The 24148-nt window shown below is 63.0% G+C and carries 19 protein-coding genes and 1 pseudogene; 6 read left to right on the forward strand and 14 right to left on the reverse strand.

Annotation, left to right across the window (positions count from 1 at the left end; all coding sequences use genetic code 11):
- Positions 1-11: 11 nt before the first annotated feature.
- The gene (locus tag ACKUG4_RS10995) at positions 12-1358 is read right to left on the reverse strand and encodes a hypothetical protein (protein WP_064595181.1); all 1347 of its coding nucleotides are present in this window, start codon (positions 1356-1358) and stop codon (positions 12-14) included.
- Between the two features lie 318 nt (positions 1359-1676).
- Here ACKUG4_RS10995 and ACKUG4_RS11000 point away from each other — a divergent pair, with 318 nt between their 5' ends.
- The 5 genes from ACKUG4_RS11000 to ACKUG4_RS11020 all read left to right on the forward strand — a co-directional run bounded on the left by ACKUG4_RS11000 (position 1677) and on the right by ACKUG4_RS11020 (position 10183).
- Positions 1677-3125: a sensor histidine kinase gene (locus ACKUG4_RS11000; protein ID WP_085648798.1), complete on the forward strand. Its 1449-nt coding sequence runs from the start codon at positions 1677-1679 to the stop codon at positions 3123-3125.
- Between the two features lie 159 nt (positions 3126-3284).
- On the forward strand, positions 3285-6092 hold the full coding sequence (locus tag ACKUG4_RS11005) for a multicopper oxidase domain-containing protein (protein ID WP_445433984.1): 2808 nt from the start codon (positions 3285-3287) through the stop codon (positions 6090-6092).
- A 17-nt stretch (positions 6093-6109) separates the two neighbouring features.
- Positions 6110-7180, forward strand: coding sequence for an SCO family protein (locus ACKUG4_RS11010; RefSeq protein WP_445433985.1), 1071 nt, complete (start codon positions 6110-6112; stop codon positions 7178-7180).
- 104 nt (positions 7181-7284) lie between these two features.
- Positions 7285-8778, forward strand: a complete 1494-nt coding sequence (locus tag ACKUG4_RS11015; RefSeq protein WP_210710356.1) for a sensor histidine kinase — start codon at positions 7285-7287, stop codon at positions 8776-8778.
- Complete coding sequence (locus ACKUG4_RS11020; protein ID WP_064595188.1) at positions 8747-10183, forward strand: sigma-54-dependent transcriptional regulator; 1437 nt, start codon at positions 8747-8749, stop codon at positions 10181-10183. Before ACKUG4_RS11015 ends, ACKUG4_RS11020 begins: the two co-directional genes overlap by 32 nt.
- Here ACKUG4_RS11020 and ACKUG4_RS11025 read toward each other — a convergent pair.
- A complete protein-coding gene (locus ACKUG4_RS11025; protein ID WP_445433986.1) occupies positions 10174-10542 on the reverse strand; it encodes a hypothetical protein in 369 nt (122 codons plus the stop codon). The genes ACKUG4_RS11020 and ACKUG4_RS11025 overlap by 10 nt on opposite strands.
- 164 nt (positions 10543-10706) lie before the next feature.
- Between ACKUG4_RS11025 and ACKUG4_RS11030 the strand changes: the two genes are divergently transcribed.
- Positions 10707-11513, forward strand: coding sequence for a class I SAM-dependent methyltransferase (locus tag ACKUG4_RS11030; protein WP_445433987.1), 807 nt, complete (start codon positions 10707-10709; stop codon positions 11511-11513).
- 55 nt (positions 11514-11568) lie between these two features.
- On the opposite strand, the pseudogene ACKUG4_RS11035 reads toward ACKUG4_RS11030, so the two are convergent.
- The 12 genes and pseudogenes from ACKUG4_RS11035 to ACKUG4_RS11090 form a co-directional block, all read right to left on the reverse strand.
- A pseudogene (locus ACKUG4_RS11035) lies at positions 11569-11709 on the reverse strand (addiction module antidote protein); the annotation flags it as partial.
- 144 nt (positions 11710-11853) lie between these two features.
- Entirely contained in the window at positions 11854-12546 is a 693-nt protein-coding gene (locus ACKUG4_RS11040) for a GNAT family N-acetyltransferase (RefSeq protein WP_064595193.1), read from the reverse strand.
- A 117-nt stretch (positions 12547-12663) separates the two neighbouring features.
- Complete coding sequence (locus ACKUG4_RS11045) at positions 12664-13452, reverse strand: ChbG/HpnK family deacetylase (protein WP_445433988.1); 789 nt, start codon at positions 13450-13452, stop codon at positions 12664-12666.
- The gene (locus ACKUG4_RS11050; RefSeq protein ID WP_445433989.1) at positions 13424-14611 is read right to left on the reverse strand and encodes a GNAT family N-acetyltransferase; all 1188 of its coding nucleotides are present in this window, start codon (positions 14609-14611) and stop codon (positions 13424-13426) included. Before ACKUG4_RS11050 ends, ACKUG4_RS11045 begins: the two co-directional genes overlap by 29 nt.
- 4 nt (positions 14612-14615) lie before the next feature.
- Positions 14616-15305: a GNAT family N-acetyltransferase gene (locus ACKUG4_RS11055; protein ID WP_445433990.1), complete on the reverse strand. Its 690-nt coding sequence runs from the start codon at positions 15303-15305 to the stop codon at positions 14616-14618.
- Between the two features lie 68 nt (positions 15306-15373).
- Positions 15374-17293: a hypothetical protein gene (locus ACKUG4_RS11060; protein WP_445433991.1), complete on the reverse strand. Its 1920-nt coding sequence runs from the start codon at positions 17291-17293 to the stop codon at positions 15374-15376.
- Positions 17290-18597, reverse strand: a complete 1308-nt coding sequence (locus ACKUG4_RS11065; protein WP_445433992.1) for a lipopolysaccharide biosynthesis protein — start codon at positions 18595-18597, stop codon at positions 17290-17292. The genes ACKUG4_RS11060 and ACKUG4_RS11065 overlap by 4 nt, the downstream gene beginning before the upstream one ends.
- Positions 18594-19595, reverse strand: coding sequence for a polysaccharide deacetylase family protein (locus ACKUG4_RS11070; protein WP_445433993.1), 1002 nt, complete (start codon positions 19593-19595; stop codon positions 18594-18596). Before ACKUG4_RS11070 ends, ACKUG4_RS11065 begins: the two co-directional genes overlap by 4 nt.
- Before the next feature lie 13 nt (positions 19596-19608).
- Positions 19609-20745, reverse strand: a complete 1137-nt coding sequence (locus ACKUG4_RS11075; RefSeq protein ID WP_445433994.1) for a glycosyltransferase — start codon at positions 20743-20745, stop codon at positions 19609-19611.
- The gene (locus tag ACKUG4_RS11080) at positions 20738-21706 is read right to left on the reverse strand and encodes a glycosyltransferase (protein WP_445433995.1); all 969 of its coding nucleotides are present in this window, start codon (positions 21704-21706) and stop codon (positions 20738-20740) included. Before ACKUG4_RS11080 ends, ACKUG4_RS11075 begins: the two co-directional genes overlap by 8 nt.
- Positions 21703-23073 (reverse strand): O-antigen ligase family protein, encoded by a 1371-nt coding sequence (locus tag ACKUG4_RS11085; protein WP_445433996.1) that lies wholly within the window; start codon positions 23071-23073, stop codon positions 21703-21705. The genes ACKUG4_RS11080 and ACKUG4_RS11085 overlap by 4 nt, the downstream gene beginning before the upstream one ends.
- Positions 23070-24122, reverse strand: a complete 1053-nt coding sequence (locus ACKUG4_RS11090) for a glycosyltransferase family 4 protein (protein WP_373874495.1) — start codon at positions 24120-24122, stop codon at positions 23070-23072. The genes ACKUG4_RS11085 and ACKUG4_RS11090 overlap by 4 nt, the downstream gene beginning before the upstream one ends.
- Positions 24123-24148 lie beyond the last annotated feature (26 nt).

The raw sequence follows: 24148 nt of genomic DNA on the forward strand, positions 1-24148 counted from the left end.
CATGTGAGCGTTCATTGCACGATGACCACTTCTTCGGTATCGCTGCCGCCGTTGGACGACGTCACCCGAACCTTGGCCGGTGGAATCGGCGTGATCCCGGTGGCCAGGGTTTTCACCGCGCCATCACCGCCCAGCGCACCGATGGTGGCGCCGGTGCCGGAGGTGGCGGTGAGCACCGGTGGCGAGGTTTCGTCACTGGTCGAGGCCACCACGGTCAATTGCCCGGAAGTGAGGCTGTACTCGGCGCGCTGGATCACCACCAGGTCGGTCAGGTTCATGGGCAGGGTGGTCGGCGAACTGGTGGCGATCGCCAGGTGGTTGTCGGCGGTAACCTGCAGCACGGCCGGCAAGGTCGGGTTGACCGCCGATTGCGCGTACCAGCTGCCGGTGCTGTCGGCTTCTGTCATGTTCACCACGGGCGTGCTGCTGGTGATGGCGGCGGTGCCCGGCGCGGGCGGGGCTTTGACGAACACGTCTTGTTGGGCCACTGGTGCGCTTTCGCCGGGCTTGCGCGAGTAGGTGCTGCGCTCGGTGATCAGAGGCGTTGGCCGCACCACCGTCGACAACTTGCCGGACACGGCGAAGGTCGTGCTGCGCAGGTCAATGCCGCCCGGGCCTTCGATGCGTACGTAGTTGGTGTTGAACGGGCTGCCGGTCACGGCTTCGTTGAGGTTCGGATCGCCAACAAACTGTTCGGCCGCGCCGGTCAGCGGATTGGTCTCGGTGTACGGCCCGTTGACGCTGCGCAGGAACGGCCCGATGTCACCCTTGAGCGCGCCGTCGTAGGTTTGCGGGGTACCGATGCCGATGTCGCGGGTCATGTTGATGGCGCGCCGGCCGGGGGTATCGACGGTGAACACATCGACGCCGTACGGGTGAGTGATGACGTAGGTGCCGGCGGTGGGCACGTCGACCCGGATGCGGATTCGGGCGAAGCTGACCTGATCGCCTTCCACCGGTTCTTCGGCGGCGAACGCGGCTTCGATGGCGCTGACGTAAGTCAGGTCGATCCCGCGTGCTGCATCGACGACGGTGGTTTCGCCGGTGAACCAGAACGCTTCATCGGGGAAGTTGGTGGGGAACACGATCGGCTGCGCGTCATCGAACACGCCGGGGGTCGGCAGCAGCGAGCACATGTACGACGGCGCACCGGGTGTGCTCGGTACGCGGGAGCTGAGTGCTTTGGACAGGCACAGATCCAGGGTGCGACCGTGGCTGTCCTGATACCAGCTGGCGAAACCGCCATTGGCCGGTGTGTAGGGACCCGGATCGACGGCGAACAGAGCGGCCTGGGCAATGCCCTGGGCCAAGGCGCTCACGACCAGGACGGTCGCGGTTTTGGACAGTAAAGGGTGCATGAGTTAATCCCTCTATCGAAGTACCTGCCCCGTGGGGTTGGGTCAGTTGCTGAGGGCTTTACAACTTCCATACCAACGACCGGCCAACCGGCGGCAAAGGCCCGTGGCGCAAGGGTTCGAGGCTCGTCGTGGGGGAAAAGGACGCACGCCCGGATAGGGCGACTGTCCCCAGGATTGGGGATTGTGGGGGCATGAACGCCTGGCGGTTTTTCCCTGACCGGGAAATCGGCTGAGTGTGGGGCCGTTCACCCCCCGCATCCGGGCAAACACCCAACCGTGGGCTATAACCCTATAGGGACGTTTCGGGAAGTCGCCGCCATGAACATGCAGTCACAATCGCTACCGGTCGAGGAGGGCAGCCAGCGGCTGAACTCGCGCAAGCAGCCGTTCAACCTGTTGCGCTGGTTTTCATTGATCAGCATGGCGGTGATCGGCACCGTGGCCGTGGCGCTCGGGGCGGTGTCGACACGGTTCGTGATCGAAGAAAGCGTGCAGCGCGATGCCCTGCTGACCGCGCAGTTCATTCAGGCGATTGCGTCGGCGGAAGTGCGCCACGTCTCGATCCCCAATATCCGCACCATGGGGGAATTGCTCGACCCTCGTCAGGACAACGATTTTCCCGATGTCGACCCGCAGGCTCGAGCCAGCGCCAGAGGTGAGTTTCTTGATCACATCGAGCATTTGCCGGATGTGATCCTCGCCAACATTTATGCGCCGGACCGTACCGTGATCTGGTCGACCAACCCGGCGCTGATCAACACCCGGATTCATGCCGACGAAGACCTCGACCGGGCCTTCGATGAAAAAATCCCGGTCTCGGCCAGCTATCACGACGTCGACAAGGCCCGTGAAGAACAAAAGTTCGTGGTACCGCCGGAATACATCTTCATCGAAAACTACATCCCGCTGTTCGACGCCGAGGGCAAGAACGTCACGGCGATGGTTGAAATCTATAAAGAGCCCAAGGACCTGATCGCCCGCATGGAGCGTGGGCTGACGCTGATCTGGCTGGCCACCGCGCTGGGCGGCGGGCTGATTTACCTGGGGCTGTACTGGATCGTGCGGCGGGCGGCGATTCTGCTGGCGGCCCAGCAAAAACAACTGATCGCCAACGAAACCTTTGTCGCGCTGGGCGAGATGTCTTCGGCGGTGGCTCACAGCCTGCGCAATCCGCTGGCGACCATCCGCTCCAGCGCCGAACTGGCGCTGGAGTTCGACGCCGGCCCGGCGCAAAAGAACATCAAGGACATCATCGGCCAGGTCGACCGCATGTCGAAGTGGGTGCGCGAACTGCTGCAATCGTTGCGACCGCTCAATGACGACCCGGAACCGGTGAACCTGGTGGCGGCGCTGCACGACAGCCTGACGGCGTTCGAGCAGCAGATCGCCAGGGCCGGCGTGCAGGTGGTGTTTCAACCTCAGCAGACGCCGATGGTGTTGAGCCAGCCGGTACAACTCACGCAAATCCTCAACAGCCTGCTGGCCAATGCGCTGGAGGCGATGGACAAGGGCGGCACGCTGACCATCACCCTCGAACCGAGCGACAGCCGTGGCGTGAGCGTCATGCTCAGCGACACCGGCAAAGGCATGAACGAGGAACAGCGCAGCATGGCGTTCCGGCCGTTCTTCACCACCAAACAGGGCGGCCTCGGCGTGGGGCTGGTGCTGGTCAAACGGATCATGGAGCGCTTCGGCGGCGGCGTGAGCCTGGACAGCCGCGAAGGCGAGGGCACCACCGTTCGTCTGGCGTTTCAGCTCATTCAGTAAATTGGGGTGAACTTTCCCCCAGCAGTGGGTGTCAGGCCCCGGTCACCGGGGAGTGGGGAATACAACAGCGCGCCCAAGTCCCTGTTACAACTGGAAATGATTTTTTGGCGAGGTAATTGCAAAACACCATCACCCCTTCCTTAGATGAGGCGGCTGGTGATGGACAGAACAACGCATGACCCCAAAAAACTTTTCCTGTTGACGCCACTGAGCGTCTTCCTGATGTTGGCCCTCGGCCAGATGACCGGGGTTCGAGCGAGCCCGATCGACGACGAGAATCAGCCGGAAGCGTCCGACCCGTCGGCCTATTACGACGAGCCCGCAGACCGCGCCGGCGCCCTCAACGCCATCCTGACGATGCCCGAGGCTAACGAAGACTCCTTCGATCTGCCCGACGGGGTCAAAGGCACGCGGGACACGACGCGCACGGAAAACATCCTGCCGCCCACCGTCCAGACCAGTTTCAATTACCCCACCAACGGCAAGCCGAGCCCGCTGTACGGTGCCCAGCCGTTCACTCAGCAACTGGTGCTGTTCGAAGAGTTCGGCCCGGAAAAACTCGACCCGACCACACCGGCCGCGCCGTTGAGTTTTCCGCCAGCCGCCATTGGCCCGGCGCCGGCGCAAGACCCGAACAACATCGCCCGCAGCGCGCCTCCCGGCACGGCGCTGGATGCGTTTTTGCGTCAACCGGGGCTCACGCCATTTCCGAGTCAGTTCGCCAACGTGGTTGACCGCAACCCGTGGCAGGCGCAGATCGAACTGTTCCTCAATCGTCACATCGGTTCCTCCGCCGAAGGCCGGCCACCGGGAAAAGGCTGGGCTCATCAGCGCTGGAACGAGTTCTACCCGCAAGTCGCCTACAAGACCGTGCAGACCGGCGCGCGTCTGAACGGTGGCCTGCGTGACAGTCGGCAGATGCACGGTTATGCGGTGGGCGAGTTCGGCCCCGGCGGTCTGTACCACAACGTCGCAGGCGTGCCGGCGACGGATGGCACGGCCAAGGGTGTCGACCCACGGTTCCACCCGGCGATGCCGGTGCAGGACCACAACTCGGTGTGGACTTTCGACGGCACGCTGCCGCCGAAACTGTTGATGGTGCGCTACGGCCAACCGGTGCTGATGCGGCACTACAACGGTTTGCCGATTGATCCTTCCGCCAACCGCGGTTTCGGTCTGCACACCATCACCACCCATGAGCACAACGGCCACGCGCCAGCGGAAAGCGACGGTTATGCCAACGCGTTCTTCTTCCCCGGCCAGTTTTACGACTATCGCTGGCCGATCCAGCTCGCCGGTTACGACAGCATCAACACCAAGGCTGAAGATCCACGCGCCGCATTCCCCTGCGCACCGGGGGAAACCCTGTGGGTCAACGACCTGCAGCCTGCGAAAAAGACCTGCGACCACGGCACCATCAAGATTCGTGGCGACTGGCGCGAAACCATGAGCACTCACTGGTTCCACGACCACATGCTCGATTTCACCGCGCAGAACGTCTACAAGGGCAACGCGGCGATGATGAACTACTACAGCGCCCTGGACCGTGGCAACGAATCGGTGAACGACGGCGTCAACCTGCGTTTCCCCAGCGGCAGCGCCTTGCCGTGGGGCAACCGCGACTACGACGTCAACCTGGTGTTCGCCGACAAGGCCTGGGATCAGCAGGGCCAGTTGTGGTTCAACCCGTTCAACACCGATGGCTTCATCGGCGATCAGGTGCTGGTCAACTGGCAATGGAAACCGACCCTCGACGTGCGGGCGCGCAGTTATCGCTTCCGCATTCTCAACGGTTCGGTGTCACGCTACTTCAAGCTCGCTCTGGTGCGTGAAGTCAAAGGCACCGGCGGCGAATTCCAGGGACCGAGAAACTCCGGTGTGTCCTACAGCCGCGTGCCGTTCCACATGATCGCCAACGACGGCAACATCATGGAACACAGCGTGCCGTTCGACGGCTCGATGGACCTGGATGCCGACGGCGACAAGCAGAACCACAACGCGATTCTGCCGACCCAGGGCATCGCCGAGCGGTTCGATATCATCGTCAACTTCGCGAAAAGCGGCATCAAGCTCGGTGACAAGCTGTTCTTCGTCAACCTGCAAGCCCAGGACGACGGCAAGGGCCCGAAAGAAGTGATCCCGCTGGCCGACGTGCTTTCGGAGAAATACCTGGCGGTCATCAAGCAGACCAGCAAAGGCCCGCAATGGGACCGGGGCGACCCGGTAGTGGGCAAGGTCCTGCAACTCAACGTCAAGGCTTATACCGGCCAGGATCTGTCGATGAACCCGGCGGCCTACGAGCCGGCCAAACCGGGCAAGGCCGAAGGCATGGTGATGATCCCGCTGAAGATCCACCGCGACAACGCTGCCGACAAGGCCTTGCTGGCCAAGGCCTTGCACCGGACCTTCATCTTCGGCCGCTCCGACGGCACCGATGAAGCGCCGTGGACGATCAAGACCGATGGCGGTTTCGGCTTCCATATGGACCCGCGCCGGTTGAATGCGTCGACCAAGCTGGCCAGCGGCCCGACCGACGCCGGAGTCAGCGGCATCGGCACCCTGGAAGTGTGGAACATCAAGGCCGGCGGCACGGGCTGGAGCCATCCGGTACACGTGCACTTCGAGGAGGGGATCATCCTCAGCCGTGGCGGCAAGGCCCCGCCTGAGTGGGAAAAATGGGCGCGCAAGGACGTCTATCGGATCGGCTCCGAAGCCGACGGGCTGGACAGCGTCGAAATGGCGATCAACTTTCGCGAGTTCGCCGGGACTTACATGGAGCACTGTCACAACACCCAGCATGAGGACAACTCGATGCTGCTGCGTTGGGACCTCGAGAAACCCGGGCAATTGCAGTTGATGCCGACACCGCTGCCGAGCTGGGATGGCGTGCGCTACGTCAACTCCGCCGCGCTGCCAACCTTCCGCACTGGCGACGGCTTCGGCCCGCAAGTGACCGTGAAACCATGAGCCGGGAGGGAGCCGACATGACCCAGCCAACGCCGCGCTCCCGCGCCCTGGGCATGCACCTGATTCTGGTGCTGGTCACCTGCCTGCTCGGCAGTCAGGTGCTCATCGCCCATCAGGCACAGCCCGACGGCGCCAGTGAATCCGCCACCCCGTGGGGTGGCGATTATTTCCCCAACACCCTGCTGACCGACCAGGACGGTCGGCAGGTGCGCTTTTTCGATGATCTGATCAAAGACAAGGTGGTGGTGATCAACTTCATCTTCACCTCGTGCAGCGACTCCTGCCCGCTGGAAACCGCGCGCCTGCGCCAGGTGCAGAAACTGCTGGGGGACCGGGTCGGGAAAGACATCTTTTTCTACTCGATCACCATCGATCCGCTGAGCGACACCCCCGAGGTGCTCAAGGCCTATGCGCAACGCTTCAAGGTCGGCCCCGGCTGGAAATTCCTCACCGGCGAGTTCGAAGACGTCACCGAGCTGCGCAAGAAGCTCGGGCTGTTCATCGAAGGCGTCGACAACGGCCGGACCAAGGATCACAACCTGAGCCTGATCGTCGGTAACCAGAGCACCGGGCGCTGGATGAAAGCCTCGCCGTTCGAGAACCCGTGGATCCTCGCCGACCAGCTCGCCAACACCTTGCAGAACTGGAAACAGGCCAGCAGCGAAGAAAGCTATGCCGATGCTCCGCAGATTCGTCCGCCGAGCAATGGCGAAGAGCTGTTCCGCACCCGCTGCGCTTCGTGTCACAGCCTCGGCCCGCAGGACGGCGAAGGCATCGGCATGCGCAACATCGGCCCGGACCTGATCGGCGTGACCCGTCAGCGTGACGCGGTCTGGCTCAATCGCTGGATCCGCGAACCGGATCGCGTACTGGCGGAGAAAGACCCGATCGCACTGCAACTGTTCGAGCAATACGAGCGCATCCCGATGCCCAATCTGCGCCTGGACGAGGCCTCGGCGCAGTCGATCATCGACTTTCTGAGTGCCGAAACCGAGCGTCAGCATCCGTCCGTGCAGCCCTTGGCCGACGGGGCCTTGACGCCAGTAAAACCGGCTTCTGCCAGCGAAACGGTGAGTCGTATGCAGTAGCGGCTAAATAGCATCATTGAACCGTGTGTCACGGTCATTGCCACCTACACTCATTCGAGAGGGCGGCTGTAACCGGCTCGATACCAGAACGCCAGGGCATCCCCATGCAACGACTGGAAGAACAGAAAACATCGGCACCGAACCTCGCGCTGGCGGCCATCAAGAGCTGGGGCGGGCAGTTCAATCTGCTGCGCTGGTTTTCGCTGGCGAGTTTTTTCATCATCGCGGCCGTGGCGCTGGGGCTGGGCTACATCTCCACGCGTTTCGTGGTCACCGAAAGCGTGGAGCGTGACGCGCTGCTCACCGCGCAATTCGTGCAGGCCATCGGCGATGCGGAAATGCGCCACGCCAACATCACGCCGCAGCGGACCATGGGCGAGATGCTCGACCCGCGCCAGGATCACAGCTATCCCGACGTTGATCTGCTGGCTCATGCAATGGCCCGTGCCGAGTTTCTCGATCATGTCGAACACCTGCCCGACGTTTTGCTGGCCACGGTGTATGCCCTGGACCGCACAATCATCTGGTCGACCAATCCTGAGCTGATCAACGTCAGGATCGAAGATGACGACGAACTGGACGAGTCTTTCGAAATGAAAGTGCCGGTGTCCTCCAGCTATCACAAGATCGACGATGAAAAACCCGAGCAGCGGCTGTCCCGCGAACCCAAATACCTGTTCATCGAAAACTACATCCCGATGTTCAACGCCGACAAAAGCAAAGTCATCGCCATGGTCGAGATCTACAAGGAACCGGCGGATCTGGTGGACCGCATCGACCGTGGATTCGCCTCGATCTGGGCCGCGACCATCCTCGGCGGTGCGGTGATTTACCTCGGGTTGTTCTGGATCGTGCGGCGCGCCTCGAGCCTGTTGCAGAGCCAGCAGCAGCAACTGATCAGCAATGAAACCTTTGTCGCTCTGGGCGAGATGTCTTCGGCGGTGGCCCACAGCCTGCGCAACCCGCTGGCGACCATTCGTTCCAGTGCCGAGCTGGCCCAGGAAATCGCCAGCCCGGGGGCACAGCGCAACATCGGCGACATCATCAGCCAGGTTGACCGCATGTCGCGCTGGGTTCGCGAACTGCTGGTGTCGTTGCGCCCGATGAGTGACGACGGCGAGGCGGTGGACCTGCTGGCGGCGGTCGAGGACACCCTGGGGGCGTTTGACGCGCTGATCCGGCGCAATGGCGTCGAAGTGCGATTCACGCCACAGAATTGCCCGCCGGTCGTCAGCCAAAAGGTGCTGCTCACGCAAATACTCAATAGCCTGTTTGCCAACGCCCTGGAAGCGATGCCCAGAGGCGGCGTACTCAGTGTCGAGATTGAAACGGCGCAGTCCGGTCAGGTGCGCATGACCCTGAGCGATACCGGCAAAGGCATGAGCGCGCAGCAGCAACAACAGGTGTTCAAACCGTTTTTCACCACCAAGCAGGGCGGCCTCGGGGTCGGCCTGGCGCTGGTCAAGCGAATCATGGAGCGGTTTCAGGGTTCGGTCGTGCTGACAAGCCGCGAGCAGGAAGGAACCCGCGTCAGTCTCAACTTTAGAGTGGCATCGGGAGGGGAATATGGAACACAGCATTCTGCTGGTCGAGGATGACGAACTGTTGGCCGAAAATATTCAGACCTACCTGGAGCGCAAAGACTTCGAGGTGACGGTCTGCCACTCGGCCGAGGACGCGCTGGGGCAACTGGAAAGCTTCATGCCGGACATCGTCCTGACCGACAACTCGCTGCCGGGCATGAGCGGTCACGATCTGATCCAGAAGCTGCGCATCAGCGCGCCGGACCTGAAAGTGATCATGATGACCGGCTACGGCAACGTCGAAGACGCGGTGGTCGCAATGAAGGAGGGCGCCTTTCATTACGTCACCAAACCGGTTGCGCTGCCGGAACTCAAACTGCTGCTGGACAAGGCCCTGGCCACTGAGCGGATGGAGCGCACGCTGTCGTTCTACCAGGAGCGCGAGGCGCAGAAATCCGGGGTGCAGGCGCTGATCGGCGAGTCAGCGCCGATGCTGCATCTGAAGAACACCATCGCTCAGTTGCTCGACGCCGAGCGGCGCATGGCCAACGGCGATCTGCCGCCGGTGCTGGTGGAGGGCGAAACCGGTACCGGCAAGGAGTTGGTGGCCCGCGCGCTGCATTTCGACGGCGCGCGCAGCAAAGGCCCGTTCATTGAATTCAACTGCGCGTCGATTCCGGCCAACCTGGTGGAATCGGAATTGTTCGGCCACGAGAAAGGCGCGTTCACCGATGCCAAGGACCGCCGGGTCGGGCTGGTGGAAGCCGCTGATGGCGGCACGCTGTTTCTCGATGAAATCGGTGAAATGGATCTGGTGCTCCAGGCCAAGCTGCTGAAGCTGCTGGAGGATCGCACCATTCGCCGGGTCGGCTCGGTGAAGGAGCGCAAGGTGAACCTGCGGGTGATCAGCGCCACCAATTGCAACCTTGAACAGATGGTTCAGCAGGGCAAGTTCCGCCGTGATCTGTTTTTCCGGCTGCGGATCATTTCGATCAAGGTCCCGCGCTTGTACGCCCGTGGCGAAGACATCCTGCTGCTGGCCCGGCACTTTCTTGCCAGCCACGGCAAACGCTATGGCAAACCGAACCTGCATTTCAGCGACCAGGCCGAAGAGCTGCTGCTCAGTTACACCTGGCCGGGCAACGTGCGCGAACTGCGCAACATGCTCGAACAGACCGTGCTGCTGGCGCCAAACGACACCATCGCCGCGCATCAACTGAACGTGTGCATGAGCCTGTGCGATGAGCTGCCACCGCAACATCAGCACGAGGTGCAGCACCCGCACTTCGAACCGCGCCCGGCGAGCAACACCGAATCGATGAACCTGCCGGAAGTCGAGCGCGACATGGTGCGCAAGATGCTCGACAAGACCGACTGGAACGTCACCAAATCGGCGCGCCTGTTGGGCCTGAGCCGCGACATGCTGCGCTACCGCATCGAAAAGCTCGGCCTCGCGCGGCCGGACAAGCGTCAGTGGTAAACGGCGGTGTTGCGTGGATTCGGCGGGCTCAGGCATTCGAGCACGCACGTCGGGTCGAGCACTTCGTCGTTGACGTAAATGCCGCGTTCGGCATCGTAGGTGCGGATGAATACCCGCACCGTCGCATCGGCTACGGTCGGCAACTGCGAGTCATGGAACACATGGCGATCCGGGATGACGATGAAATCCTGTGGCGGCGTGTCATCGAACGGCCGGGGCGGCTGGGCCGACAGCGACGGTGGAGCAGGGTGGGCAAAGGGCTGGTCCGCCCCGTAGTAGTTGAAGTTGCTGTCCAGCGCCTGTGCCTGGGTGGCGGCGAGCAGACAGGCGGACAACAGCAGTCGATTGAACATTCCCATGGCAGCACCTGTGGAAGCGGATTTCCCCAAGGCTATTAACTATAGCTGCCCATCGAAGCAGGCGTTGTTGCAGGCGTCGGCGGCTTACAAGTTCGCAACAACCTGTTGCGTGCGGCTGAACTAGACTCGGGCCGCTCAATTGTGAGCATCCCCCGGAGTGCGCCATGGAAGTGCCAAACAATAAAAACGCCGTCGAGAGCAATCGTCAGGCGTGGAATGATTCCGCCCGTCATCATCAGGACTCGCCCGATTGGCAGGCCTTGCTGACCGAGGTTACGCAGGCGGATTTTTCCTGCCTCGACGACACCCTGCGCGGTTTGCTCGAGCAGGTCGGTGTCGATGGCAAAGACGTCGTGCAACCGGGTTGCAACAACGGCCGCGAAAGCCTGTCACTGTTCGCCCTCGGCGCACGGAGCGTGGTCGGTATCGATCAGTCGAGCGCGTTTCTCGAACAGGCCCGCGAACTGAACAAGCGTTCGCCGCACAACGCCGAATTCATCGAAGCCGATATTCATCATTTGCCTGAATCGCTGTGCGGCCGTTTTGACGTTGCACTGATCACCATCGGCGTCCTCAACTGGATGCCCGACATCGGCGAATTCTTCCGCCACGTCGCCTCGACCCTCAAACCGGGCGGACAACTGGTGATCTACGAAACCCACCCGTTCCTGGAAATGGTCGACCCCGAGGCCGAAGACCCGTTTCGTCTTGCCAGCTCGTATTTCCGCGAAGAACCGTTCGTGCAGGAGGAGCCGATCGTCTACGTCGGCAAGGTCGAACAGCCGGCGGCGAAGTCTTACTGGTTCGCGCACACACTGGGCGCGATCTTCACCGCCGCCCTCGAGGCCGGCCTGAACATCACGCACTTCAAGGAATACCCGCACTCGAACCGGGAAGAAGTGTATGACCAGTACCAGAACCGCGAGGCGCAGATGCCGATGTGTTTTACGTGGGTGGGGGTGAAGCGCTGAGGCAGCTACAAGAGGGGAAGGCGAGAGGCGCTGTCTCTTTTTCGGTGAGTCGGATACGGGCTTGCGTCACGTATCCGATTGCTCGAAACAACTCTTCGTCGTCACCTTCTGCCAGTACCTGAGAGAGGTACTCACGGATGGCATTCAGATCAACCAGCAGTGCCGTCATTTCAAAATCGGATGTGTTTTGTTCCATCGGTTTGTCTCTGCGTTTCTGCATGAATGTATTCATTCACATGATTGCGAGCAGCCAGATGGAGCCGAAACTGAATGTCGCTGGTTCCTGTACGAGCGTAGGAAGATTCTGCGGCGCCGTCCCGGCCGCCGCAGGTTAAACCCGTCAAGCCTGCGCAGCCGCCGTCACCACCGGCCGTCCCGGCTTGCGCAGCGGATCGAGGCGTGAGCCCTCATAGCGCGTTTCGCGGAAGAAGCGCCATTTGCCGAACAGGCAATAGACGTGGGTGACGCGGCCCTGTTCGTGGTAGCCCATGCGGATGTGCAGTTTCAGCGCGGGAATGTTGTGGGTTTCGCAGACGTCCACCACCTTGTTGCAACCCTGGGCGGCCATGGCTTCCCAGAGGGCGACCTGCACGTCCACCGACAGGCTGCTGCCGAAGTAGGCGCGAATCATTTCACCGCCGAACTCGAAGAACTCGCCGGGTTTGACCGGGAAGGTGCAGCCGTAATAGTGGCGGTCGTGGTAGTCACGAGTGCTGCCCCAGATAAATCCGACCGCGTGGCCGTCGGCATCCAGGTACATGTGCCCGGTGTGGCCCTCGTTGGCCAGCTCGGCCATGGTCTGCACCCGGTCACCGAAGTGTTTGGCGAACGCGCCGGCATTCTGTGCGGTGATGTCGACCTTGCGCAGGCCGTCGTAGGGGCGCAGCTTGTGCGGCGGTACCGGGCTGACCAGGTCGCGCTCCATCCACAACAGCTCCCAATGGAAGAACACGTAGCGTTTCCACAACGTGCCGAAAGTACGGCCCAGGCCTTTTTGCTTGATACGTTCACGCAGCTTTTCAATGACGCTCATGATGCCCTCCGAGGCCGGAGCCCGGGTGTTGTGGATGACGCTGTTGTGGGTATAGATCAAGCCGGCAAGTTCATGTCAAAGCGCCAGCTTTGAAAATATTGCAAGTTGTGTAACGGTTCAGATCGCTTCGGCACCCCGCAAAAAATCCTTGTTCAGATCGGCATAGGAAACCCGTGGAACCCCCGTCAGCCGCTGCTCTAGCAAGCGGCTCAGGGACTCTTCGGGTGGCAGATAGGCGTCACCGAAATCCGCCCCGAGCTGGTTCGGATGGGCGACGATTTCCAGCACGCCGTCGGTCGGCGCGGGGGCGTTGCGCAGGTCCACCGGGGTGCAGACGTAATCGGCCGTGGCCCCGGCCAGACCTTGCAACCGACGGTTGAGCAAACCCTTGAACACGCGTTTGGGCAGGCTGAGGTTTTGCCCCAGGTTGCGCGCCAGGCGCACGGGCACACCTTGATGGGCGGCGAAGCGCGCGACGATCTCGCCGATCGGCCAGATGTTGTGCACGTGCTGATGCGAATCGAGGTGGCTGGGACGCACGCCGTGATCGACGCAGCGCTGCCACTGCGCCTGCAATTCTTCCTGCACCGCCTCGCGATCTTCCCGGCCCAGCCACAGGCTGTGGCGAGGCAGGTTGAGGTCGAACACGCCGTGGCTGTCGCAGAAGGTGCGGCGCTCGACAATGGCCCGGCTCAAGGGACGGCCGTAGGTCAGGTTGAAATGCAGGCCGATCCGGCCCTCCAGCAGCGGCAGCCGGGCCATGGCGCAGGCCGCTTCGAACGCCGGCATGTTGGCCATGGCGGTGGCGGAACTGATGACCCCGGCCTGGAACGCACCGAGGATCACCGCGTTTTCGTTCGGGCTCAGGCCGAAATCGTCAGCGTTGACTATGACTTGGCGAGGCATGTTCGCCCTCCTTGCCGGGGTTGATCACAGGTGTCGCAATGGCAGCCGCTTTGGCCGCCGCACGCTTCGCCCGCCATTGTTGCAACGCAGGTTTGAGCCGGTGCCAGGCGCGCAGCCCGAGCCCCAGCAACAGGCCGCTCGGGCGCCACGAGTAGAAACTCCAGCGCCAGTGCTCCAGTTGCCCGGTCATGCGTTCGTGCAGTTGATGGCTGGAATTTTCCAGGCTGACCCGCGAGGCATCGATCCAGCGCCAGTTGTCGTCCAGCCCCCAGCGAATCCATTCCTCCAGCAACACCCGGCCGCTGCCCAGATCGGCGTATTGCGGCAGGAAGGCGAGGTTGTAATCGTAGAGTCGACCTTGTTCGAACAGGCCGAGCCGATAGCTGATGCAGCGTCCGTCCAGTTCCAGCATCACCACGCGCACCCGATCCGAAGCGGCGAGGGCGGTGAAGGCGTTTTCCATGTAGCGGCGGCTGCGGTCGCTGGCAAAGATTCCGACGCCTTCGTCACCTTTCCAACTGACCGCTTCGACTTCGCTGATGGCCTGCAACAACGGGCCCATGCTGGTCGCGTCGGGCGTGATTCGTCGGACTTCGGCGCCGCACGCGGCAATCCGCTTGCGCGCCCGGCGCAGTTTGTAGCGCGGATCGCCCGAGACTTCCTGGCGGTCAGCCTCGCTGATCAGGTGCACCGGCACCCGGCAGCTCAAGCGACGTTCGCCGGTGGAGCTGTGGGCCATCCATTCGGTGAGCACGCTTTCGGCGCCGACCGGCTCGGCAATTTCGTTGAGTTGCAGCAGGGCGTGGGGCACTCGCTGGCGAATCAGCCGCAGCGCCTGGCGCATGTCTTCGGCGTTCAGCAGTGATAACAGCGCCAGGCGATCGGCCAGGGGATAACCCAGGTGATGCACCACCCGAAAAGGCAATCCGAAAAACCGCTCACGGCTCGCCACCAGCGGCAGGCACAGGCGCAACTCGTCCGCTTCCCAACCCAGCAATACGTGCAGCTGCTCATGCGTGTCGAGCGCCTGCTCTGCCGCACACAGCCAGTCGAGGCTGTTGAACGGCGTGTGGTCCGTCACCCGCAGGCGCAGCGCTTCATAGGCCGCCGCCGGGAAGTCGGGTGCGTACAACGAAGTGCGCCATTCGAATCGCGCCATAGGTTCAGGTCACCGTTGCTGTGACAGGTGGACGGGAAGGTTTGCGCAGCGCTTCCAGGCGCGAGCCGCTGTAGCGGGTTTCGCGGTAGAAGCGCCAGCGGCCGAACAGTTTGTAGATGTTCATGATCCGGCCCTGTTCGGTATAGCCCATGCGCAGGTGCAGCTTGAGCGCCCGGATGTTGTGGAATTCGCAGACGTCGACCACCTTGTCGCAGCCCTGGGCGGCCATGGCTTTCCAAAGTTCCAGTTGCAGATCCACCGACAGCTCTGTGCCCCAATACGAGCGGGTCAGTTCGCCGCCGAACTCGAAGAACTCGCCGGCTTTCACCGGAAACAGGCAGCCGTAGTAGTGACGGTCGAAGTAGTCCCGGGCGCTGCCCCAGATGAACGCCACCGCATGGCCCTGATCGTCCAGGTGCATGTGCCCGGTGTGATGTTCCCGGGCCAGTTCCGCCATGGTGCCGACGCGGTCGCCGAAGTGGCGGGCGAAGGCGCTGACGTTGCCCGGGGTGATTTTCACCACCCGCAGCGGCGGGTAAGGCTTGAGGCTGTGGGGCGGCACCGGACTGACCAGGTCGCGCTCCATCCACAGCAGTTCCTGATGAGAAAAGACGTAGTGTTTCCAGACCTTTTTCACGGTGGCAGTGAGTCCTTTCTGCCGTAGGTTTTCAGTCAGTTTGCGCAGCATGTTCATGGTCGTTGCTCCTGATGGCGAGTCATCGCGCGGCCAGGGGCCAGCGCGGCCGGACATCAACGGGGCGGTCATGAGGCGCTCCAGCTCAGGGCAAACAGGGTCTGTCCCGGCAGTTCGAAGCGCACGCGGCCGTCCTGGCAGCGAAATGGTGCGTCGCGGCTGCGGTTGTCGGCGCCGAAGTAGCGCAGCGCGCCGTTGTTCAACGGGCATTTGGCGCCCGCCAGGTCGACACGCTGCAAACGCGTGCCCTTGTTCACACCAAGCAAGCCGCGCTGATCATCGCCGGCCATCGCCAGCACATCGACTTCGAACGCGTCGTTCTCCAGCCACAGCACGTTGTGCAGCCAGTGCTGCTGGATGAACTGCTGGGCCAGGCCCACCGGTTTCAACTCGAAGCGGTCATCGCCCAGCACCCGCAACATGCCTTTGGGGTATTGCGGCTCATCGGCGGCCTGGAACCAGTTGAGCATGGTCAGCAAACCGTCCTGAGACGCGTTGATCACCACCGAAGCCCACCACAGCGAGGTGAAGTGGGTTTCCTGATCGTAGGGGCTCAGGCTCGAGCCGCTGGACAGGTTGGTCTGGTCCAGCAACAAGGCCTTGCGCGGCTGGCCCTTGGCATCGAGGCCAACCAGATCCGCCGCGCGGCGCACGCTGTCGCGGTACACGCGGGTGGCGAGCAGGTCGCGAATCATCCATTCGTGCCAGGCCAGCGCATCGACCTGATCGGCGGATTCACCGAGCAGGCGCCGGGCCCAGTCGATGCCACGCTTGTTCGCCGCGTTATCGGCGAACGGTCCGTTGATCAGCCGTGAACTGGCCGGCATCGCGATGCGCACGCCGGCCCTGGCATTGGCCGGATCGCTGCGCACCTGCCGGGCCATGCTGGTGAAGATCGAACGGTATTGCTCGTAGCTCGAATAATTCAGGTTGGGCTCGTCGGCGAACCCGATGTAGTGCGTGCCTTTGCCGCCCAGCGCCCGGGTGCTGGCGAGCCAGGCGTCGAGGCCGTTGTTGCTTTGCACGTCGGCGCGCAGATCGGCCTGACGCTGACTGCCGGCGAGCAAGGTGATGTCCTGACGAATGCCGAACCGGTCCTGATAGACCTGGCGAAACGCATCTTCAAAGTGCGGGTTTCTTGCCGTCACGTCGACGAACGTGTAGTAACTGGCGGCCGTCGGTTTCAGTGCATCGAGCACCGGATGACTGGCGGGCGGCGGCATCACGTAGGGCAGGGCGATGCCCAGGTCCGGGGTGCGGCCGAGGACTTTGTCGTGCAGGGTCAGGCGCGTCTGGCCGTCGTCTTCTCGCAGCGGTTTGAGCTGTTGCGGGGTCTGAGCGAACAGATTGGCCGTGCCGTCGAGCCAGAATGCTGCTTTGCCGCTGCCTTGCAGACGCAGGCGCCAGACCTGCTCGCGCTGACTGACGGGCAGCGCGAGCTGATCGAACTGCCAATAGGCGCGATAGGGTTTCAGCGCCAATGTCAGAGGCTGTCCATCGCCGACCCGCTGCGCTTGCAGGGCGCTGACCCCGCCGTGAAACTTGCCCGCCAATATCGCGTGCTCACCGGCGGCGACCTTGAAATACAGCTCATCGCCGTTACGGGTTTCCGCACTGAAATGCACCTTGGCCGGGGCGAACAGCGCCACGGTGTTTTCGTCGTGCTCGACCCGGTAACTGCGGAAGCTGTAGCCGGGGATCTCCAGCTGATAACTCGCGGCGCCCGGCGCCAACGGCCAGCTCTGGCTGCCACGGGTTTCACTGGCCTTGATGAAGCGCTCGCCCTGCAATTGGCCCCGGCCGTCGAGCAGGTAAATATGCTCTTCGTTGGCCTCCGCCTGCCACGCCGGCGCCCAGCGCACGGTCACCGTGTCGGGGCGATCCGCTTGCAGGTACAGACTGCCGTCGCGAATGTCGCCCCAACGCATAGACGCCGCGAAGGCGTCCAGCGACAGGCCGAGACCGAGCAGCAGGGCCAGGCCTTTCATGCTGCCTTCCGACGCTGCAACATCAGCCACATCGGTGTGAGGTCGCTGGGCAGAATGATCAGGGTTTGCCAGAACGCCACGCCGCTCAGCCGGCAGTACAACACCAGCATCGCCACGGTCACCGCCAGATAGGCAATCGATGACGCCGCCGCCGCGCCGACGATGCCGTAGGCCGGAATCAGCAGCAGATTCAGCGCAAGGTTGAGCAGCGCGCCAAGCCCCATCATCAGCGACACCGTGCCGGGGCGGTTCTTGCCGATCAGGTCCAGGCGCAGGATGCTCGCGTAGCACAGGCCCAGCAGCCCCGGCAGCAAGGCCAGCAGCGCCGGATACGCCGGTTGGTAGGCGACGCCGAACAGGGTGACGATCAGCCATTCGCCGATCACGGCCATGGTCAGGCAGGCGCCGAGCATCACCGTGGCGGTCAGGCGCAGCGCAAGCGGGGTGACCTTGTCCATGCCTTCGTCCTGTTGCAGCAGGCGTTTCATCAGCGGCGTGGTCACCGCTTCCGGAACGATCAACAGCAATTCGGCGGCGGCGCTGGCCATCGCGTAATGCCCGAGGGCGGTGCTGCCGAGCAGGGCGCCGATGAACAGGTAATCGGAACGCAGGATCACTTGCTGGAACAGCAGATCCGGGTGGCTGCGGGCACTGAAGCGCAGCAGTTCGTTCTGGCTGGCGCGATCCCATTGCAGCTGCAACGGCTGCGCGCGTTTGAGCCACAGCCAGCCGACCAGCACTACTAGGCTGATGCCGGCCAGCCAACTGATCAGCGCCGCTTCCAGGGCCGCTTCTTTCCACATCCAGAACAGCGCGAGAAACAGCAACAGCGGCGCCAGGGATTCCACCAGCCGCAAGGCATTGAACGCGACCACGCCGCCGGACGCATTGTGCAAGGTCAGCAGGCCGCTTTTGAGCACGGTCAACGGCACCGCCAGCAGCAACAGCCACGCCAGCAGACCGAGCTGCATCGTCACGTCCAGTTCACTGCCGAACTCGCGCACCAGCGCCACCACCAGCAAGGTCAGCAGACCCGCCAGCAAACAACCGAACACCAACACTTGAGCCAGTAGCAAACCCATCGGCCGCTGCTTGGCGGCCTGATAACCGACCGCCGAATTCAACCCGCCGCTGGTGGCGGCGCTGATCAGATCGGGCAGGGTGCTGAGCAGGGCGAACAGGCCCCGTTCGCTGGGCCCGAGGATTCGCGCCAGCAGCACATTCCTCAGCAGGCGCAGGGCGATCATCGCCAGTTTGGTGCCCATGCTCAGCGCCAGATGCTTGAGGTAACTGCTTCGACTCATGGTCGCGCCCCGCGATAGATCCGCCACGACAGCAGTTGCGGATTGCGCGCGGTGCGCTGGCTGACGCCGAAGCGTGGCAGGTTCAGCGGATCACCGGTGCCGCGATAGAGGCCGCTGCCGGTACCGAGGGCGAACGGGTAATCGTGATTGGCGATCTGTTCGCGCACCCGCTCATCGTTGTCGCCGTTGGGGTAGCAATACACCGGCAGCGGCCGGTTGCAGCCATTGAGCAGGGCATCGCGGCTGCGGCTGATTTCTTCGCCCAGGCGCACATCGTCAAGGCCGGTGAGGATGGCGTGACTGGCGCCGTGGGGGCCGAAACGCACCAGCCCCGACGCTTCCATCGCCCGCACCTGATGCCAGTCCAGCGCTTGTGGCAACGACTCCTGCGGACACTCGTCGGTCAGGCGTTCGAGTCTCTTCGGATCGAGCGCCTTGAGGCTTTGCAGATAATGCAACAGGGTCAGACTGCGGCGATTCACATCAATGTCATCCAGCAGCACCGGCACGGGATGGTGGATCGACTGCAAATATTCGATCAGGTGCATGCGCGGCTTTTCGCCGTGGCTGCCCCACAGGGTTTCGCCGATGCTTTCCCACCAGAAGCGCTGACGGCTGCCGATGAAATCGGTGGAGAGAAAAATGCTCGCCGGCACCTGATGTTTCTGCAGCAGCGGGAAGGCGTTGGCGGCGTTGTCGCGCCAGCCGTCGTCGAAGGTCAATGCCACTTGCGGACGCTCGGTGCGCAAGGCATTGGGTTGCAGGATCTCCATCAGCGGCACGCAATCGAAATGCTTGCGCAGCCACACCAGCAAGTGTTCGAAGGCCTTGGGCCCGACGCACAGTTCGTTGCGGTGCGGCAGGTCGGCGGCGCGGTCGTTGGACAGCACCCGGTGGAGCATCAGGATCACGCCGGCGCCGTGCAGCTGGTTGCGCCCCACGGACGAGTTGAGATAGAGCCAGCCGCTGGTGCGTTTAATCAGTTGCTTGATCGCCATGGCTCGATCCCTCTCAACGGTTTTGGTCAGGGTTCCATTGGGCATAACGCTGGCCGCGCAGGAACTGCCACAGGCCGATGCTCATGCCCGCCAGTGTCACCAGCAGGAACGCCGCAAGGCGGAACGGCTTGGGCAGGCGGTGTTGCGAATCCAGCAGGCCGGCAATCGCGATGGCATAGCCGACCACTTGCGCGATCAGGCTCAGGCGATAGAAACCGTGCTCTTGCCACAGCCAGAAATTGCTCAGCAGCAGCGGCAGCAACAGAATCGGCGCCAGGCGCCGGATCAACTTGTGGCTGATCAACGCAATCGAATACAGCCCATGCTTGAACGGATTGAGCAGCTCGCTGCGTTGCGCCAGGCTTTGCAGGCCGCCGACGGTGACCCGCTGGCGCCGGCGGAATTGCTTGTCGGCTTCGTCCACGCCGTGGTCGATCACCTGAGCTTCGGGCACGTAGACGATGCGTTTGAATTTCACTGGCGCACAGGTGCTGATGAAGAAGTCGTCGTTGACCTCGGCCGGCACGTTCTCGAACAGTTCGCGGCGCAGGGCGAGCAGGGCGCCGTCGGCGGAGACCATGCAGCCGGTACGGTTCTCGACCCTGCGCAGCCAGCCTTCGTAGTGCCGATAAAGGCTGTCGCCGATGCTCAAACCGCCGCCGGTGACCGGAATCACCATGTGCCCGGCGCAGGCGCCGACCTGCGGATCGCTCAGCGGCGCCAGCAGGTAGCCGAGGGTTTCCCGCGACCATTGGTTGTCGGCGTCGGTGAATACCAGAATGTCGCCCGTAGCCAGCGCCGCGCCGGCATTCAGCGTGGCGGCCTTGCCCTGGCGGGGCAGGTCGAGCACGGTGATTCGCGGGTCGACGACCTTGTGTGCAAAAGCCACGGTGTCGTCAGTGGAACCGTCGCTGGCCAGAATGATTTGCAGGGTCGCCGGCTGATAATCCTGGGACAGCAGCGAGCGCAGCTTGTGTTCGATGTGCCGCGCCTCGTTGTGGGCGGCGATCACGATGCTGACGTTCAGCGGCGGAGCCGGGCTGTGGCGCCACGCCGGAAACAGCGGCGCCAGCAGCGTCAGCAGCAGCGGGTAGCCGACATAGGCGTAGGCCGGCAGCAGCAGGCACATCCAGAAAATGAATTCAGCCACGGGCAGGCCTCCTGGCGTTCCAATGACACAGACTGAGAATGAACGCGGCGCCCGCCAGGTGCAGGCGCAGCCAGTGCAGACCCCACAGTTGCAGGGTCAGGCAGACGTTGTGGTGCTTGGCGCTCTGGCGCACGCTGAGCACCAGCCCCGGCACCAGCGTCAGCATCACCATGATCGCGGCGTGATGGGGAAAGCCGTCGAGCAGCGCGGAGATCGCCAGGAAATCGAGAATCCAGACCAGGATCGACAGCATCGGAAACCGCAACAGGCGCAGGCTGAAACCATGGCTGCGCAGCAGTTGCAGGTGACTGCCCTGGCGCCACAGTTCCTTGCCCATCCACTCGCGCCAGTTCATTTCGTAACCCCAGTGCAGCGCGACGTTCTCATTGATCGACAGCAGTCGGGCGCCGTGCTCGCGCAGGCGCAGGGTGAATTCCTTGTCTTCGCCGGTGCGCAGGGTTTCGTTGAAACCACCGACCTTGTCGAACCAGCGCCGGCGCATCAACAGGTTGGCACTGGGCAGCCAGTCGACGACGTGACTGGTGTGGGTGCTCGGGCGCAAGGTCCGGCGCTGCCAGGCAGTGGCGTACCACGGCGCGGCGGCGGGGGTATGCAGGTCGAGACCGAAGACATCGGCCTGGCCACTGGCTTCGATGTCGAACAATGGGCGCAGCCAGTCTTCCGGCATTTCGATGTCGGCATCGATGAACGCCAGCCATTCCCCGGTGGCGATGGCGGTGCCACGATTGCGCAACGCGCCGATCAGCAGGCCTGGCATCACCAGTACGTGGGCTCCGAACTGCCGGGCGATCTGCGGCCCTTCGTCGCTCGAACCATTGTCGACGACGATCAGTTCACACTCGGCATCCGCCGCGTGCGCCGCTTTTTGCGCGGCCAGCAAGGTGCGACCGATGTGTCGGGCCTCGTTGTACATCGGAATGACGATACTGATCCGGCTCATGCCCTGCTCTCCGTCAGCGGTGCCTGCTCGGCTTTGAGGCGCAAGACGCTGGTCATGGCGAGCATGATCCACACGTATTTCTGATTCGGCGCGCTGAGGAACATCAGGAACAGCGTCAGCGACAGAAAACTCACCCCCAGATGGGTCATCAGATCCGCCTGTTGCCAGTCACGTCGCAACATCCACGCCTTGCGCGCGCGCGCCAGGTTGTACAGACCCAGCGCGAGCATGCCGACGAACATCAGGCCGGCAGGAACCCCCAGCTCACTGAAGATTTCCAGGTAGGTGTTATGCGCCCGGCGATACAGGTCGCCGATCTTGCGGTTGGCGGAAAACGCCTTGGCGTAGCCGGTGGTGGCGTAGTGCAGCGGAAAGGTGCCGGGGCCGGAACCGAGCAGCGGGTTCTCGCGGATCATCTGGCCACCGACCACGATGTACGAGGCACGGCGACCGAGGGATTCGTCGTTGTGGCCCTTGGCGCCGGCGCTCAACACGCTGAGGGACTGGATGCGCGCGATGTAACCGGCGGGCATCGCGTAGATTGCCAGCGGAATCACGATCGCCGCACCGAGCATGGCAAACCCCAGATGACGCGGGCGAATCCGCGCCAGTTGCGCGCGGTAGTGCCAGCAACCGATCACCAGACTCAAGGCCAGCACCACCAGCCCGGAGCGCGATTCGGTCTTGGTCATGCCGCCGAGCAACAGCAGGCAGCAACCGCCCCAGAACAGGCGATGCAACAGGTTCGGGCTGCGGATGACAAGCAATAGTCCCAGCGGAATGGCGAAGGCGATGAGCAGGGCGAAAGCGTTGGGGTCTTCGAGCAGGCCGGCGGCGCGGCCCTGATCCTGGAATTTGCTGGAGAACATGGCCATGGCGCAGGTCGTGCTGACGGCCAGGGTCACCAGTCGGGCGAACAGGTCGAGGTTCAGCTCGCGGCCGATCAGCAGGGTGATGACAAACAGAATCAGGCCGACGCTGATTTCCCGCAGATGACCGAGCGACATGCCCATGTCATCGGTGTTGAGCAGGCTCAGAAAGTACAGAACCATGAAGGCGATCAGGAAGCGCCAGATATTGCTGCGCAGGCGATCCGAGGGAATCTGGTGCATCGCCAGTTGCAGCATCAGGATCACCGCCAGCGAAGCGCCGATCAGCTTGCTGCCCGACAGTGAACTGTCCTTGAAGAAACCCTCGAACGGCACCAGGGCGGCGATACCGAGCAGGCCCCAGGTCGGTTTGCGGTACAGCACTGCGAATCCGACCAGGCCGATGACTGCGCCTGGCGCCAGATAGGGCCAGGGACTGGCCAGCAGAGCGATGCAGGCCAGCCCCAGCAGACTGACGATCGAGAGCGGGAAAATCATGCGCGTGCCTCCCGTGCCGTGCGGATGTACAGCTGCGACCAGCGTTCGGCCAGGGCCTTGAGGTCGTAGCGGTCCTGTTGCGTGCGTTTTGCGTTGTCGCGCAGTTGCCGCGCGAGGCCAGGCTCGGACAGCAACGTGTCGAGCTGGCGGGCGAGGGCGGCGCTGTCGGTGGGGGCCGCAAGCAAACCGTTGTGGCGATGCTCCAGCACGTCGGGAATCCCGCCGACGCCGAACGCCACCACCGGCACCCCGGCCTGCATCGCTTCCAGCAGAATCATCGGCGTGCCTTCGGTGCGCGAGCTGATCACCAGCGCATCGAGTTGTTGCCACCAGGGGCGCATGTCGGTCTGGTAACCCGGCAGGCGGATGCGCTGCTGCAATCCGGCGGCGTCGATCCTTGCCTGCAAGTCTTCGCGTTCCGGGCCGTCGCCGAGCATCACCGCGTCGAGTTGCGGGTGCTGGTGACACAGCGGGATCAGCGCGTCGAGAAACAGATCCGGGCCTTTCTCACTGCTCAAGCGCCCGACGTAACCGGCGAGCCAGCGTGGTCCTGGGGCATCGCAAGGCAGGGCGGCCGCTGCCGGCAATCCGTTGGGGATCACCTGCAATTTTTCCGCGCGTACGCTGGCCTGACGGTGCAACACCGCGATGCTTTCGGCGACACACACCACCCGATCCACCGACGCCGTGCGGCATAGTTGCAGGCTCAGCCAGGTGTAGAACTTCTGCTTGCGGCTGCGCGGGGTGAAGCCGTGTTGGGTAATGACCAGCGGCAGGCGCAACAGCGTGGCGCCGACCCAACCGAACAACAGCCCTTTGAAATTGTGAGTGTTGATCAACGGACGTTCACTGCGCCGCTGACGCAAGTGCCGCAGCAGGGCACCCAGCCCCGCGCAGCCTTGCGCATCAACGCCAGCCTCGCGAAAGCGCGCGATCAGTTCCGGCGGCGCATCGAGGAACAGCACCTGGTGCTGCCCCGGCGTCGCCAGGCAATGATCGAGCAACATCCGCTCGGCACCATAGAACCCGCCGCTGCTGAGCAAATGCATGATCGGCAGCGCGGTGTTCTGGGTAG

The sequence above is a fragment of the Candidatus Pseudomonas auctus genome (assembly GCF_048654275.1).
Lineage (GTDB): Bacteria > Pseudomonadota > Gammaproteobacteria > Pseudomonadales > Pseudomonadaceae > Aquipseudomonas > Aquipseudomonas pharyngis.

What these genes read in the sequence shown, in the direction of transcription:
- ACKUG4_RS10995 (WP_064595181.1), bottom strand. Translation starts at nt 1,358, where the DNA reads ATGCACCCTTTACTGTCCAAAACCGCGACCGTCCTGGTCGTGAGCGCC.
- ACKUG4_RS11000 (WP_085648798.1), top strand. Translation starts at nt 1,677, where the DNA reads ATGAACATGCAGTCACAATCGCTACCGGTCGAGGAGGGCAGCCAGCGG.
- ACKUG4_RS11005 (WP_445433984.1), top strand. Translation starts at nt 3,285, where the DNA reads ATGGACAGAACAACGCATGACCCCAAAAAACTTTTCCTGTTGACGCCA.
- ACKUG4_RS11010 (WP_445433985.1), top strand. Translation starts at nt 6,110, where the DNA reads ATGACCCAGCCAACGCCGCGCTCCCGCGCCCTGGGCATGCACCTGATT.
- ACKUG4_RS11015 (WP_210710356.1), top strand. Translation starts at nt 7,285, where the DNA reads ATGCAACGACTGGAAGAACAGAAAACATCGGCACCGAACCTCGCGCTG.
- ACKUG4_RS11020 (WP_064595188.1), top strand. Translation starts at nt 8,747, where the DNA reads ATGGAACACAGCATTCTGCTGGTCGAGGATGACGAACTGTTGGCCGAA.
- ACKUG4_RS11025 (WP_445433986.1), bottom strand. Translation starts at nt 10,542, where the DNA reads ATGGGAATGTTCAATCGACTGCTGTTGTCCGCCTGTCTGCTCGCCGCC.
- ACKUG4_RS11030 (WP_445433987.1), top strand. Translation starts at nt 10,707, where the DNA reads ATGGAAGTGCCAAACAATAAAAACGCCGTCGAGAGCAATCGTCAGGCG.
- ACKUG4_RS11040 (WP_064595193.1), bottom strand. Translation starts at nt 12,546, where the DNA reads ATGAGCGTCATTGAAAAGCTGCGTGAACGTATCAAGCAAAAAGGCCTG.
- ACKUG4_RS11045 (WP_445433988.1), bottom strand. Translation starts at nt 13,452, where the DNA reads ATGCCTCGCCAAGTCATAGTCAACGCTGACGATTTCGGCCTGAGCCCG.
- ACKUG4_RS11050 (WP_445433989.1), bottom strand. Translation starts at nt 14,611, where the DNA reads ATGGCGCGATTCGAATGGCGCACTTCGTTGTACGCACCCGACTTCCCG.
- ACKUG4_RS11055 (WP_445433990.1), bottom strand. Translation starts at nt 15,305, where the DNA reads ATGAACATGCTGCGCAAACTGACTGAAAACCTACGGCAGAAAGGACTC.
- ACKUG4_RS11060 (WP_445433991.1), bottom strand. Translation starts at nt 17,293, where the DNA reads ATGAAAGGCCTGGCCCTGCTGCTCGGTCTCGGCCTGTCGCTGGACGCC.
- ACKUG4_RS11065 (WP_445433992.1), bottom strand. Translation starts at nt 18,597, where the DNA reads ATGAGTCGAAGCAGTTACCTCAAGCATCTGGCGCTGAGCATGGGCACC.
- ACKUG4_RS11070 (WP_445433993.1), bottom strand. Translation starts at nt 19,595, where the DNA reads ATGGCGATCAAGCAACTGATTAAACGCACCAGCGGCTGGCTCTATCTC.
- ACKUG4_RS11080 (WP_445433995.1), bottom strand. Translation starts at nt 21,706, where the DNA reads ATGAGCCGGATCAGTATCGTCATTCCGATGTACAACGAGGCCCGACAC.
- ACKUG4_RS11085 (WP_445433996.1), bottom strand. Translation starts at nt 23,073, where the DNA reads ATGATTTTCCCGCTCTCGATCGTCAGTCTGCTGGGGCTGGCCTGCATC.
- ACKUG4_RS11090 (WP_373874495.1), bottom strand. Translation starts at nt 24,122, where the DNA reads ATGCATTTGCTCAGCAGCGGCGGGTTCTATGGTGCCGAGCGGATGTTG.